Genomic DNA, 12,595 nt, shown 5'->3' with positions numbered 1-12,595 from the left:
TCAGCGCGCCCAGCAAGTCGAACGGGTGTCGACATTGTTCGCATCGGTGGCCAGGTAGGTCAGGACGGCGCCGTCCAGCTGGACGCCCATCGTGGCGCAGGTCGTGTCGTTCTTCTGGGGGCCTGAGGAATTCACGGCGGCGGAGACGACATAGCCGGACGTCAGCGAGGGCGGGTTGCCAATGCCCGCGATGCTGACGGCATAGGAATTCGTGATGGCGCTGGTATTCACGTTCAGAGCGACAAGGTCCGACGCATAGCTGCTGAGGTTCGTGCGGTAACGCTCCTGCGCCTGCACTACGGCCGTCAGCACGGCCATCGCATCGGCGCGCCGGCTGCGCTGCAGGAAGGACGTGTACATCGGATAGGCCACGGCCGCCAGGATGCCGGCGATGACGACCACCACCATCAGCTCGATCAGCGAAAAGCCGCAATGGGCCTGGCGAAGAGACTGGCGCATGGACCGATTCTCAGCAGCACGGCCCGGCCCTCTTTGGGGTGAATTGCCGCTTGTCCTGTCAATCCTGCCGCTGGTCGGAATCCACCGCGAATGAAGGGTTCAGGCACATTTCGTCATGCCAGACATCTTCGGGCCGGTGTAGCAGCTGCGCACACGGCCCGTGATGGCGATGACCTGGCGCACGCCGCTGCCGCCGGCCAGCTTCAGTTCGACGCTGCCGGTCTGCGTCACGAGGCCCTGGCGATGCTGGAACTCCAGCGTCTCGGCATTGCTCTGCAGCGTGAGCGGTCGGCTGGAAGGCAGCCATTCGGCCTTGATGATTTCGCCGCCTGGCGTCCTGCAGATCGCCTGGCCGCCGGCGCAATCGCAGCCATTGCGGGTGCCGGTGTGCAGCACATAGCAGGCGTTGGCCCCCTTGCCGCTGACGCGGAAGTAGACCGAGTCGCTCAGCCGTGCGGCCTCGCTGCGGGCGAAGCGCAGGTCGCTGGCCAGTGCTTCGGCATGGGCGCGCAAGGCCTGTTCCTGGCGCATCTGCTGCATGGCCGGCAGGGCCTGGCCGAGCAGCACGGCACCGATGCCGAGGGCCACGCAGACCTCGACGACGGTGAAGCCGCGGTTGCCGTGGCGGGTGCTGGTGTTGCGGGTCATCGCGCTTCCCTCGGTTCGTTGCTGTGGAACGAACTCTAGGAAGCAGGCATCGCCGCGTCTTTCCCTCCGAGGGCGGATCGGCGGGGGATGGGGTGGGGCGCATCCCCCTTGCCTCCCTCCGAAGAGGGAGGGGGAAACCCGGGGTCAGATCTCGCGGATCAGCTGACGGAACTCGTCGACGTCCTCGAAGCTGCGGTAGACCGACGCGAAGCGCACATAGGCGACCTTGTCGATGCGCTTCAGCTCGCGCATGACCAGTTCGCCAAGACGCGTGGACGCGATCTCGCGGGCGCCGCTGGCCAGCAGCTTTTCCTCGATGCGGTTGATGGCCGCGTCGATCTGCTCGACGCTGACCGGCCGCTTGCGCAGCGCCAGCTGCATGGAGGCGCGCAGCTTGGTGGCATCGAAATCGGCGCGCCGCCCGTCCTTCTTGACGACCGAGGGCAGGGCGATGTCGGCCCGCTCATAGGTCGTGAAGCGCTTGTCGCAGGACAGGCAGCGGCGCCGGCGCCGGACGACGTCGCCCTCGTCCGATTCCCGGGTCTCGGCGACCTGGGTCTCGGTGTGAGAGCAGAACGGGCAGCGCATCGGGTCGGTTTAACCGCGGTAGACCGGGAAGGCGGCCGTCAGCGCGGCGACCTTCGCGCGCACGGCGGCCAGGTTGGCCTCGTCGTGCGGCTTGTCCAGCACATCGGCGATCAGGTGGGCGGTCTGGCGGACCTGCTCTTCCTTGAAGCCGCGCGTCGTCATGGCCGGCGTGCCCAGGCGGATGCCGCTGGTGACCATGGGCTTCTGCGGGTCGTTGGGGATGCCGTTCTTGTTGCAGGTCATGTGGGCGGCGCCGAGGATGGCCTCGGCTTCCTTGCCGGTCAGGTTCTTGGGGCGCAGGTCCACCAGCATGACGTGGCTCTCCGTGCCGCCGGAGACGATGCGCAGGCCGCGCTCGATCAGCGTGTCGGCCAGCACCTTGGCGTTCTTGACGACCTGGGCCTGGTAGGCCTTGAACTCGGGCGACAGCGCTTCCTTGAAGGCCACGGCCTTGCCGGCGATGACGTGCATCAGCGGGCCGCCCTGGATGCCCGGGAAGATCGCCGAGTTGATCTTCTTGGCGATGTCTTCCTTGTTCGTCAGGATGATGCCGCCGCGCGGGCCGCGCAGGCTCTTGTGCGTGGTGGACGTGACGACGTCGGCGTGGGGCAGCGGGTTGGGGTAGACGCCCGCGGCGATCAGGCCGGCGTAGTGGGCCATGTCGACCATGAAGTAGGCGCCGATCTCCTTGGCGATCTTGCCGAAGCGCTCGAAGTCGATGCGCAGCGAGTAGGCGGACGCGCCGGCGATGATGAGCTTGGGCTTCTTCTCGCGGGCCAGGGCTTCCATCGCGTCGTAATCGATCTCTTCCTTGGCGTTGAGGCCGTAGGAGATGACGTTGAACCACTTGCCGCTCATGTTCAGCGCCATGCCGTGGGTCAGGTGGCCGCCTTCGGCCAGGCTCATGCCCATGATGGTGTCGCCGGGCTGCAGCAGCGCGAAGAACACGCCCTGGTTGGCCTGGGAGCCGCTGTTGGGCTGCACATTGGCGAACTCGGCGCCGTAGAGCTGCTTCAGGCGGTCGATGGCGAGCTGTTCGACGACGTCGACATATTCGCAGCCGCCGTAGTAGCGCTTGCCGGGATAGCCCTCGGCGTACTTGTTGGTCAGCTGGCTGCCCTGGGCCTGCATGACGGCCGGCGAGGTGTAGTTCTCGCTGGCGATCAGCTCGATGTGGTCTTCCTGGCGGCGGTTCTCGTTCTGGACCGCGGTCCAGATTTCGGGGTCGACCAGGGCGAGGGTGGAGGTGTTGCGGTCAAACATGGCTGGTGTTCCGAAGGTCAGGCGATGCGTCCCCGGCGCTCGCGGCGCGTGCGTGCGCGGGGCTGCCCAGGCGAACGGCTGATGGCGGGTTGATCCGCCTCACGCTCCCCGGTGGTGGCCCACCTCGGGTCAGCTCGTGACCCTGATCGCCAGTCGCGTGAGCGCCCAGTGTAGTTCAGCGCAGCAGCGCGACCTGCGCCGACTCGCCCGCCGGCGCGGATGCGGCCTCGCGCAGCGGGCGCGCGCTGGCACTGGGCGGCACGGCGCGGCCCGCGGCCACCGCCTTGAGCAGGTCGTGCTCGGCCAGCACGCGCGAGGCGTAGCCGGTGTCCTCGGGCAGGTTGGCCGCGCCGACGTAGTAGCGCAGGCCTTCCTCCAGGCTGCCGCCGCGCTGGATGCATTCCTTCAGCACCTGCACGCCGACGCGCAGATTGGTCACCGGGTCGAAGGCGGCCAGCGTGCCGCCGAAGGCCTCGTATTTGTCGTCGTGCACGCGGGTCATGACCTGCATCAGGCCCTGGGCGCCGACGGCGCTCTGCGCGAACGGGTTGAAGCCCGACTCGATGGCCATGATGGACAGGATCAGCATCGGCTCGACCTTGGCGCGGTTGCCGACGGCCCAGGCTTCCTGCACGAGGCGGCTGATGGGCTCGGGGGCGACGTGGTAGCGGCGTGCCAGCCAGTGGGCCACGGCGGCCTGCTGGCGGCTGAGCTCGCGCGGGTCGGTGGCGGTGGCGCGGGCGATGGCGTCCGGCTCGGCCGCGGCCAGCAGCGTGTTGCCTTCGGCCTCGGCGCGGGCCTCCTGGCGGGCGCTCAGCCAGCCGAGGGCGGCCGATTCCAGGCTCTCGCGCAGGCCGGCCTGGCTTGTGAACACCAGCAGCACCGTCACCACGGCCAGGCCGACGAGGGCCAGCGTGTTGTGGCTGACCACGAGCAGACCGTTGCCGATGTCCTTCACGAACAGCGACGCTGCATCCCGCGTGTGGCGAGCCAGGCTGATCAGGTCTTGACGTGTCGTCATGCGACTCCTTGTGTCGCGGCCCGCCACAGGCTGCCTGCGTGTCGAAGCGGGCGGTCCGGACGGGGCGACGGTGATAATTTCCCGGCCATTGCTCTGGGTCTGTGGCACCTCAGTGCCCGGTGGACCCGGCCGGTTGGGCTTCAGTACAAACCCGAGGCGACGAATTCTCCACGGGTCAAAGATAACCCGTCAAGGCTGTTTTGGCCGATCGAAACTACTTTAAGTTATGAAATACAGCGACCTGCGGGACTTCATCAGCGGCCTGGAGGGGCTGGGAGAGCTCAAGCGCGTGGGTGAAAAAGTCTCGCCCGTACTGGAGATGACGGCCCTCAGCGACCGCGTGCTGCGGGCCGGCGGACCGGCCCTGCTGTTCGAGTCGCCGACCGGCTTTTCCACGCCCGCCTTGACCAATCTTTTCGGGACGACCCGGCGCGTCGCGCTCGGCATGGGCGCCGAGTCGCTGGCCGATCTGAGGGACGTCGGCCGCGTGCTGGCCAGCCTGAAGGAGCCCGAGCCGCCCAAGGGCCTGAAGGACACGGCCAAGCTGCTGCAGATGGCCAAGGCGCTGTGGGACATGAAGCCCGCCGTGCAGCGCCGCGCCGCCTGCCAGGAAGAAGTGCTGGAAGGCGCTGAAATCGATCTCGGCCGCCTGCCCATCCAGACCTGCTGGCCGGACGACGCCGCCCCCCTGATCACGTGGGGTCTGGTCATCACGCGAGGCCCCACGCGCACGCGCCAGAACCTCGGCATCTACCGCCAGCAACTCATCGGCGCGCGCCAGGTCATCATGCGCTGGCTGGCCCACCGCGGCGGCGCGCTGGACTTCCGCGACCATGCGCTGGCCCATCCTGGCGAGCCTTTCCCCATCGCGGTGGCGCTGGGTGCCGACCCGGCCACCATCCTCGGCGCCGTCACGCCGGTGCCGGACAGCCTGTCCGAATACCAGTTCGCCGGCCTGCTGCGCGGCTCGCGCACCGAGCTCGTCAATACCGGCGTTGGCCGCCTGCCGCTACAAGCGCCGGCCTCGGCCGAGATCGTGCTGGAAGGGCACATTCCGCCGGCCGAGCCCGGCTACACCGGCGTCAGCGAGCGCGGCGTGCCGCTGAAGGAGAAGGGCGGCTATCTGCACGCACTGGAAGGCCCCTTCGGTGACCACACCGGCTATTACAACGAGCAGGACTGGTTCCCCGTTTTCGAGATCACGCGCCAGACGCAGCGCCGCAGCCCGATCTACCACTCCACCTACACCGGCAAGCCGCCGGACGAGCCCGCGATCCTGGGCGTCGCGCTCAACGAGGTCTTCGTGCCCATCCTGCAGAAGCAGTTTCCCGAGATCGCCGACTTCTACCTGCCGCCCGAGGGCTGCAGCTACCGGATGGCGGTCGTGTCGATCAAGAAGGCCTACCCGGGCCACGCCAAGCGCCTGATGTTCGGCATCTGGAGTTTTTTGCGCCAGTTCATGTACACCAAGTTCATCGTCGTCGTGGACGACGACATCGACACGCGCAACTGGCAGGAAGTCATCTGGGCCATCACGACCCGCATGGATCCGGTGCGCGACACGACCCTGGTCGACAACACGCCCATCGACTACCTCGACTTCGCATCGCCGGTCAGCGGCCTGGGCGGCAAGATGGGACTGGACGCGACCAACAAATGGCCGGGCGAGACCGACCGCGAGTGGGGCCGCGGCATCAGCCTGCCGGCCGAGGTCACGAAGCGGGCCGAGGCGCTATTCGGGCAACTCTTCTTGAAGCCCTGAAGCCGCTCGCCTACTGTTGGAGTGCCTATTCAGGCACAACCTCTGGCGCAATCTTTGCGCGCCAGGAGCCCAGTGGCAGATTGCCTCTGAGCCCCAAGGTGGCCTCGCCACCCACCCCGCCCGGCCTTTCAAGCCCGGCGGGGTTTCTATTTGTGCGGCTCGTTCAGCGGCCGGCCCACCAGGCCAGCGTTTCGTAGACGATGTTGCGCACCCGCGCAAAACCCTCGGCCGACGGGCACCAGTCGTCGAAGCGGGTCAGCGCGTCGTCCCGCAGCCCGACGGGCGCCGGCACGATGCCGATGCCCAGCGGCCCGGCCATGCGTTCGAAGGCGCGCACGGCGCGGCGCATATGGCCGTCGTCGGTGACCAGCAGCACCTGCTTCACGCCCGCGGCGGCCAGCATGGGCAGCGAGTTGGCCGCGTTCTCGCGCGTGTCGCGCGAGCGGGATTCGGCCCAGCGCAGCGGCAGGCCGTAGTCCTCGGCCGCGACGCGGGCCACGATCTCGGCCTCGGGCTGGCTCAGCTCCATCGCCGTCCAGCCGATGCCGCCGGCGAAGGCCAGCGGCCAGCCCGTATGCCGGGCCAGCCAGACGCCATAGGCCAGGCGTTCGGCAGTCAGGCGCTTGGGCGCGCCCGCGTCGTACTCCGGCAGATGGCGATGCGCGCCACCGCCCAGCACAAGCACGGCACCATCGCGGCGGCCCTGCAGCGCGTCGACCTGGGCGCGGCTCAGGGCCGCCGGCGCGCCGGTCGCCCGGCTCAGCAGTTCGCCGGCCGCCTCGGTGGCCGACAGCCAGGCCAGCGCCAAGGCCAGCCCAAGCATCCAGCCGCCCCAACGCCGGCCGCGCTTGAGGCGCCAGCCGCCCCAGGCCGCCAGCAGCAGCATCGGTGCGGGCGGCAGCGCGGCCGCCAGCAGCAAGGTCTTGAAACCGGAGTAATCGAGGGCGAGGCTCACGGCCGGCATCATCGCCGACATCAATAATGCGGAACCGTGATGACCGACCGCCGCTCCCTCCTCCGTTTCGCCCTCCGGACCCTGGCCGCGCTCGCCGCAGTCGTCATGCTGGCCCTGCTGGCCGCGACGCTCGCGCTGCCCGGCTGGATCACCGGCCGCGGTGCGGCCCTCGCCACCGAGGCCCTGGGCCGGCCCGTGCACATCGAGCGGGCACGCTTCCAGCCCTGGCGGCTGGCCGTCGTCGTCGAAGGGCTCAGCATCGCCGGCACCGCCGCCGACCAGCAGCCGCTGTTCAAGCTCGACAAGCTGGACGCCGCGCTGTCGCTGCGCTCGCTGCTGCGGGGCCGCGCGGTCGTCGAGTCGCTGGCGCTGACCCGGCCCGAGCTGCGCGTGGCCCGTCTCGCCGAGGGCCATTACGACATCGACGACCTGATCCAGCGCTTTGCCGGCAAGCCCGCCGCCAAACTCGAGCCCGCGGAGCCCGAGTTCGCCATCTACAACATCGAACTCAGCGACGGCTTCTTCGCCTTCGACGACCGACCCGTGCAGCGCAAGCACGAGCTGGCCGGCCTGCGGCTGGCGCTGCCCTTCGTGTCGACGCTGCCGGCCGATGTGGCCGTCAAGCTGCTGCCGCGGCTGAGCGGCAAGCTCGACGGCGTCGCCTTCGACAGCCACGCGGAGGCGCTGCCCTTCGAGGACGACGCCAGCGCCCGGTTGTCGTTCAAGCTCGCCGGCCTGGACCTCGCGCCGCTGGCCGCCTACATCCCGGCCAGCGCGCCGCTGCGCCTCGCCACCGGCAAGCTCGATGTCGACCTGGCCGTGGACTTTGCCGAGCATCCCAAGCAGCCGCCCGGCGTCAAGCTCAGCGGCGGCGTGCAACTGCACGAGCTGGCGTTGAACCACCCAGACGGCCAGCCGCTGCTGGGCCTCAAGCGCCTGAGCCTGCCATTGGCCGATGTGCAGCCGCTGCGCCGCCGGCTCGGCTTTGGCCGGATCCTCATCGAGTCGCCCAGCGCCTGGCTGCGCCCGCTGCCGCCCAGCCCGGCCGCGGCCGCCTCGGCGCCGGCTTCGGCCCAGCCCTGGCAGGTCAGCGTCGCCGGCCTGGAGGTCAAGGACGGCCGCTTCACGGCCCGCGATCTCGTGCTGGACGCCATCCAGCTGAAGCTCGGCCCGGCCGCCTGGCCGCTGAAGCAGCCGGCCCAGCTCGACGCCAGCCTGCGCCTGGACCAGGCCACGCTGAGCGCCAAGGCCAAGCTTGCGCCCGAACTGCTCGACGCCAGTGCCGAGCTGAACGGCCTCGCCGTCGAGCGCCTGGCCGCATGGCTGCCGCTGCCGGCCGGCATGCGCGTGGCGGCCGGCGTGTCGACCCAGGCCGCGCTGCAGGTCAAGGAGCCGCTGGCCGACGGCGCCGCGGACCGCGCCAGCCTGAGCCTCAAGGAGCTGCGGGCCAGCGATGTGCGCGTCAGCCTGGCTGGCGCGGCCAAGCCGCTGCTGACGCTGGCCGGCGCCCAGCTCGACCAGGCTGAGGTTGACCCTGGCCACCACGCCATCCAGTTGGGGCGGCTGAAGCTGGACGCGCCGCGTGCCCAGCTCGCCCGCGAGCCCGACGGGCGCCTCAGCATCGCCGCCTTGCTGCCGCGCGAGGGCGCCGCGCCAGCCCCGGCCCGCGTCCCGGCCTGGACGCTGCGCCTGGCCGGCCTCGACATCGAGCGCGGCGCACTGCGCTGGCGCGATGCCGCCGTGCCCGAGGGCGTGGCGCCCGTGGCCCTGGCCGTCGAGCCGCTGCGCCTGCAGCTCGGCGCGCTGGCCTGGCCGTCGGCCGCGCCGGTGCAGGCCCGGCTGTCGACCCAACTGGCCGCGCTGGGCGCCAACGACCAGCCCGTGGCCGCCAGCGCCGGCAGCCTGCAGTGGAGCGGCCGCGTCGGCCTGGCGCCGCTGTCGACCCGCGGCCGGCTGCAGGCCAAGGCCCTGCCGCTGCAGCTCTTCAACGCCTATCTCGACCCGGCCTGGGGCCTGCATCTGCAGCGCGCCGAGCTGGGGCTGAAGGCCGAGGTCAACGCCGCCCAGCAGACCGGCGGCTGGCAGGCCGGCGTGGATGGCGACATGCGCCTGGGCCCGCTGGCGCTGAAGCAGGTGCGGTCCATCGACGGCCAGCGCGTCGTCGGCGAAGACCTGCTGAGCTGGCAGGCGCTGCAGCTCGACGAGTTGAAGCTCGCGCTGGCGCCCGCGGCGCCGCCCAGGCTGACCGTGCGCGAGGCCGTGCTGGACGAGGCCTATGCCCGCCTCATCGTCAGCGAGCAGGGGCGCTTCAACCTGCGCGATGTCGGCCCGGCCGAGGCGGCGGCGGCGGCACCGGCAGCGTCGGGCCCGGCGCCCGAATTCGCCGTCGAACGCATCCGCGTGAACCGCAGCTTCGTCGACTTCAACGACCACTTCGTGCGCCCCAACTACAGCGCCCAGCTCAGCGACCTGCAGGGCTCGCTCGGCGCGTTCTCTTCGACGAGCCCCGTGATGGCGCCGCTGACGCTGCGCGGCAAGGTCGCCGGCACCGGCCTGCTCGAGATCGACGGCCAGCTCAAGCCGGGCGCGCCGCTGGCCATGGACATCGCCGCCAACGCGACCGACATCGAGCTCGCGCCGCTGACGCCCTATGCCGGCAAATACGCCGGCTATGCGATCGAGCGCGGCAAGCTGTCGACTCGGCTGCACTACAAAGTCGAGCCCGGTGGGATCTTGAGCGCCAGCAACCAGATCATCCTCAACCAGCTGACCTTCGGCGACAAGGTCGAGAGCCCGGACGCGACCACGCTGCCGGTGCGCTTCGCCGTGGCGCTGCTGAAGGACCGCAACGGCGTCATCGACGTGAATCTGCCGGTCAGCGGTTCGCTGAACGACCCGCAGTTCAGCGTCGGCGGCATCGTCTGGAAGCTCATCCTGAACCTGATCGGCAAGGCGCTGACCTCGCCGTTCTCGCTGTTCAGCGGCAGCGACGCGCCCGAGGAGGCCGAGATCGCCTTCGCGCCCGGAGGCGCCGAACTGGCCGACACGGCCAAGCTCGACCGCATCGCCCAGCTGCTGACCGACAAGCCCGGCGTGCAGCTGACGCTGACCGGCTGGGTCGACCCCGCCGCCGAGGCCGGCGCCATCCGCGAGCTGCGGCTGGGCAATGCGCTGAAGGCCGAAAACGCGGCCACGCCGGCCGACGCGCTCAAGCGCCTCTACCAGGCCACCAAGCTGCCCGACAAGCCCAAGAACTTCATCGGCATGGCCAAGGACATCCCGCCCGAGCAGATGCGTGCGCTGCTGCTGGCCAGCTATGCGGTCGACACGGAGGCCCTGCGCCAGCTCGCCGTGGCCCGCGCCGTCGCGGTGCGGGACGCGCTGCTGGCGCGCGGCGCGCCGAACGCCCGCGTCTTCGTCGCCGCGCCCAAGCTCTGCGACGCAGCTTGCGCCGCAGGCTGGCATCCCCATGTCGAACTGTCCCTCGGCGCCCACTGAAAGACCACCATGACCGCATCCCAGCTCGAACGCATCACCCTGGCCGGCGGCTGCTTCTGGTGCCTGGAGGCCGTCTACGAGCGGGTGCGCGGCGTGCACCATGTCGAGAACGGCTACAGCAACGGCCAGGCGGCCCATCCCAACTACGAGCAGGTCTGCAGCGGCCACACCGGCCATGCCGAGGTCGTGCGCGTCGACTTCGACCCCGCCGAGGTCTCGCTGCGCGAGCTGCTGGAGATCTTCTTCACCATCCACGACCCGACGACGCTGAACCGCCAGGGCGCCGACGCCGGCACGCAGTACCGCTCCGGCATCTACTGGCATAGCGACGCCCAGCGCCAGCTCGCGGCCGAGGTGCTGCGCGAGGCCAACGAGCACCATGGCGGCCGCGTCGTCACCGAGCTGCTGCCCGAGGCCAACTACCACCCGGCCGAGGCCTATCACCAGCACTACTACGCCCGCAACCCCGAGCAGGGCTATTGCGCCTTCGTCGTCGCCGGCAAGGTGGACAAGTTCCTGGCCAGCTTCAAGCGGCTCGTGAAGTGATGCTGGCCTGGCAGGGGCTGGGCCACCGCTACGCCGGGGCCGGGCAGTCGATCCGCTATGCCGACTTCGCGCTGCGCGGCGGCCGGCACCTGCTGCTGCGCGGCGCCTCGGGCTCGGGCAAATCGACGCTGCTGGCCCTGCTGGCCGGCCTGCTGCGCGTGCAGCAGGGCTCGTTGGAAGTGGCCGGCACCGACCTCACGGCGCTGGGCCCGCGCGAGCTGGACGCCTGGCGCGGCGCGACGCTGGGCTTCGTGCCGCAGCGCCTGCACCTGAGCGACGCGCTGACGGTGGCCGGCAACCTCGCGCTGCCCGCGCTGGCCGCAGGGCAGCGCGCCGACCCGGCCCGCGCCGCCGAGCTGCTGGAGGCACTGGACATCGCCGCGCTGGCCGGCCGCCGGCCGCACCAGCTCAGCGTCGGCCAGGCCCAGCGCGTGGCCCTGGCCCGCGCGCTGATGCGCCGGCCGCGCCTGCTGCTGGCGGACGAGCCCAGCGCCAGCCTCGACGACGAGCACACCGTGCACATGCTGGCCCTGCTGCTCGATGCGGCCGAGCGCGAGGGCTGCACGCTGGTCGTCGCCAGCCACGATGCGCGCGTCGTCGAGGCGTTGGGCGCGCGGGACGATGTGTCGGAGGTGGTGTTGTGATCCGCCTCGCCTGGCGCTATCTGTGGTCGAGCCCGCTGACAACGGCGCTGAACCTGCTGCTGCTGACCCTCGGCCTCGCGGCCGTGACTTTCGTGCTGCGCGCCGGCGCCCAGGTCGAGGCCGGGCTCAGGCGCGACCTGGCCGGCATCGACCTCGTCGTCGGTGCCAAGGGCAGCCCGATGCAGATCATGCTGGCCGGCGTCTTCCACCTCGACGCGCCGACCGGCAACATCCCGCTCGCGACGCTGGAGTTGCTGAAGCAGCAGCCGCTGGTGGCCCAGGCCGTGCCGCTGTCGCTGGGCGACTCCTTCCGCGGCTACCGCATCGCCGGCACGACGCCCGACTATCTCGACCTCTATGGCGGCAAGCTCGCCCAGGGGGCGCCGTGGACCCGGCCCATGCAGGCGGTGCTCGGCGCCGAGGTCGGGCGCAGCAGCGGCCTGAAGCCGGGCGACCATTTCGCCGGCAGCCATGGGCTGGCCGAGGGCGGTGGCACGCATGGCGAGCACCTCTTCGAGGTCGTCGGCGTGCTGGCCGAATCGGGCAGCGTGCTGGACCGGCTGGTGCTGACCGATCTGGCCTCCGTCTGGGAGGTGCACGAGGAGCACCATGCCGGCGAGGCCCATGACGAGGGCACCGACGACAAGCGCGAGATCACGCTGGCCCTGGTGCGCTACCGCAGCCCGCTGGCGGCCGTGATGCTGCCGCGCTGGGTCAATGCCCAGGACGGCCTGCAGGCCGCCGCGCCGGCGCTGGAAACGGCCCGCCTGATGCGGCTGGTGGGGGCGGGCACCGAGGTGCTGCGCGGCTTCGGCGTCGTGCTGCTGGCGGCTGCCGGCCTGTCGGTCTGGGTCGCGCTGCTGCACGCCGTGCGCGCCCGCCAGGGCGACCTGGCCATGCTGCGCATGCTGGGCGCGCCGGCCCGCCGCGTCGCCGCGCTGATCGCGCTGGAGGCGCTGCTGCTGGCGGACCTGGCCGCGGCGCTGGGGCTGGCCGCCGGCCACGGCCTCGTCGCCGTGCTGGAGCGGCTGTTGGCCGAGCGCCAGTCGCTGCGGCTGGGGCCGCTAGGCTGGAGCGAGGCCGAATGGCTGGTGCCGCTGCTGGCGGGCGGCCTCGCGCTGCTGGCCGCCGCCTGGCCGGCGTGGCGGGCCTATCGCCTGGATGTCACGACGCTGCTGCAAGCTCCGCGCTGAAGTTCGACAATCCCGCCA

General features: G+C 70.8%; 11 protein-coding genes and 1 riboswitch. Of the genes, 5 read left to right on the top strand and 6 right to left on the bottom strand.

What is annotated here, in order from left to right; translation table 11 throughout:
* The 5 genes from NYP07_RS21185 to NYP07_RS21165 all read right to left on the bottom strand — a co-directional run bounded on the left by NYP07_RS21185 (window position 1) and on the right by NYP07_RS21165 (window position 3,979).
* Window positions 1-459 carry a type IV pilin protein gene (locus NYP07_RS21185; protein WP_268153739.1) on the bottom strand — a complete coding sequence of 153 codons (459 nt, stop codon included), beginning with the start codon at window positions 457-459 and terminating at the stop codon, window positions 1-3.
* A gap of 99 nt (window positions 460-558) precedes the next feature.
* Window positions 559-1,107 (bottom strand): GspH/FimT family pseudopilin, encoded by a 549-nt coding sequence (locus NYP07_RS21180; RefSeq protein WP_268153737.1) that lies wholly within the window; start codon window positions 1,105-1,107, stop codon window positions 559-561.
* 144 nt (window positions 1,108-1,251) lie between these two features.
* Window positions 1,252-1,695, bottom strand: coding sequence for a transcriptional regulator NrdR (gene nrdR, locus NYP07_RS21175; protein ID WP_268153736.1), 444 nt, complete (start codon window positions 1,693-1,695; stop codon window positions 1,252-1,254).
* A gap of 9 nt (window positions 1,696-1,704) precedes the next feature.
* A complete protein-coding gene (glyA, locus tag NYP07_RS21170; RefSeq protein WP_268153735.1) occupies window positions 1,705-2,958 on the bottom strand; it encodes a serine hydroxymethyltransferase in 1,254 nt (417 codons plus the stop codon).
* 57 nt (window positions 2,959-3,015) lie between these two features.
* A riboswitch (ZMP/ZTP riboswitch) is annotated at window positions 3,016-3,125 on the bottom strand.
* 8 nt (window positions 3,126-3,133) lie between these two features.
* Window positions 3,134-3,979 (bottom strand): lytic transglycosylase domain-containing protein, encoded by an 846-nt coding sequence (locus tag NYP07_RS21165; RefSeq protein ID WP_268153734.1) that lies wholly within the window; start codon window positions 3,977-3,979, stop codon window positions 3,134-3,136.
* Between the two features lie 226 nt (window positions 3,980-4,205).
* On the opposite strand from NYP07_RS21165, the gene ubiD reads away from it, so the two are divergent.
* Window positions 4,206-5,741, top strand: a complete 1,536-nt coding sequence (gene ubiD, locus NYP07_RS21160; protein WP_268153733.1) for a 4-hydroxy-3-polyprenylbenzoate decarboxylase — start codon at window positions 4,206-4,208, stop codon at window positions 5,739-5,741.
* A 163-nt stretch (window positions 5,742-5,904) separates the two neighbouring features.
* On the opposite strand, the gene NYP07_RS21155 is transcribed toward ubiD, so the two are convergent.
* A complete protein-coding gene (locus tag NYP07_RS21155) occupies window positions 5,905-6,696 on the bottom strand; it encodes a YdcF family protein (RefSeq protein ID WP_268153732.1) in 792 nt (263 codons plus the stop codon).
* 39 nt (window positions 6,697-6,735) lie between these two features.
* On the opposite strand from NYP07_RS21155, the gene NYP07_RS21150 reads away from it, so the two are divergent.
* From NYP07_RS21150 to NYP07_RS21135, 4 genes are read left to right on the top strand one after another with little or no spacing between them, the layout of a single operon-like run.
* Complete coding sequence (locus NYP07_RS21150; protein ID WP_268153731.1) at window positions 6,736-10,194, top strand: DUF748 domain-containing protein; 3,459 nt, start codon at window positions 6,736-6,738, stop codon at window positions 10,192-10,194.
* A 9-nt stretch (window positions 10,195-10,203) separates the two neighbouring features.
* Entirely contained in the window at window positions 10,204-10,740 is a 537-nt protein-coding gene (gene msrA / locus NYP07_RS21145; RefSeq protein ID WP_268153730.1) for a peptide-methionine (S)-S-oxide reductase MsrA, read from the top strand.
* Complete coding sequence (locus NYP07_RS21140) at window positions 10,740-11,384, top strand: ABC transporter ATP-binding protein (protein ID WP_268153729.1); 645 nt, start codon at window positions 10,740-10,742, stop codon at window positions 11,382-11,384. Before msrA ends, NYP07_RS21140 begins: the two co-directional genes overlap by 1 nt.
* A complete protein-coding gene (locus NYP07_RS21135; protein WP_268153728.1) occupies window positions 11,381-12,577 on the top strand; it encodes an ABC transporter permease in 1,197 nt (398 codons plus the stop codon). Before NYP07_RS21140 ends, NYP07_RS21135 begins: the two co-directional genes overlap by 4 nt.
* The last annotated feature ends 18 nt before the right edge of the window (window positions 12,578-12,595 follow it).

The organism is Pelomonas aquatica (assembly GCF_026712205.1).
GTDB classification, from domain to species: Bacteria; Pseudomonadota; Gammaproteobacteria; order Burkholderiales; family Burkholderiaceae_C; genus Pelomonas; species Pelomonas aquatica.
This window is presented reverse-complemented; position numbering and strand designations above follow the sequence as displayed.

What these genes read in the sequence shown, in the direction of transcription:
- NYP07_RS21180 (WP_268153737.1), bottom strand. Translation starts at nt 1,107, where the DNA reads ATGACCCGCAACACCAGCACCCGCCACGGCAACCGCGGCTTCACCGTC.
- ubiD (WP_268153733.1), top strand. Translation starts at nt 4,206, where the DNA reads ATGAAATACAGCGACCTGCGGGACTTCATCAGCGGCCTGGAGGGGCTG.
- NYP07_RS21165 (WP_268153734.1), bottom strand. Translation starts at nt 3,979, where the DNA reads ATGACGACACGTCAAGACCTGATCAGCCTGGCTCGCCACACGCGGGAT.
- nrdR (WP_268153736.1), bottom strand. Translation starts at nt 1,695, where the DNA reads ATGCGCTGCCCGTTCTGCTCTCACACCGAGACCCAGGTCGCCGAGACC.
- NYP07_RS21185 (WP_268153739.1), bottom strand. Translation starts at nt 459, where the DNA reads ATGCGCCAGTCTCTTCGCCAGGCCCATTGCGGCTTTTCGCTGATCGAG.
- glyA (WP_268153735.1), bottom strand. Translation starts at nt 2,958, where the DNA reads ATGTTTGACCGCAACACCTCCACCCTCGCCCTGGTCGACCCCGAAATC.
- NYP07_RS21150 (WP_268153731.1), top strand. Translation starts at nt 6,736, where the DNA reads ATGACCGACCGCCGCTCCCTCCTCCGTTTCGCCCTCCGGACCCTGGCC.
- NYP07_RS21140 (WP_268153729.1), top strand. Translation starts at nt 10,740, where the DNA reads ATGCTGGCCTGGCAGGGGCTGGGCCACCGCTACGCCGGGGCCGGGCAG.
- msrA (WP_268153730.1), top strand. Translation starts at nt 10,204, where the DNA reads ATGACCGCATCCCAGCTCGAACGCATCACCCTGGCCGGCGGCTGCTTC.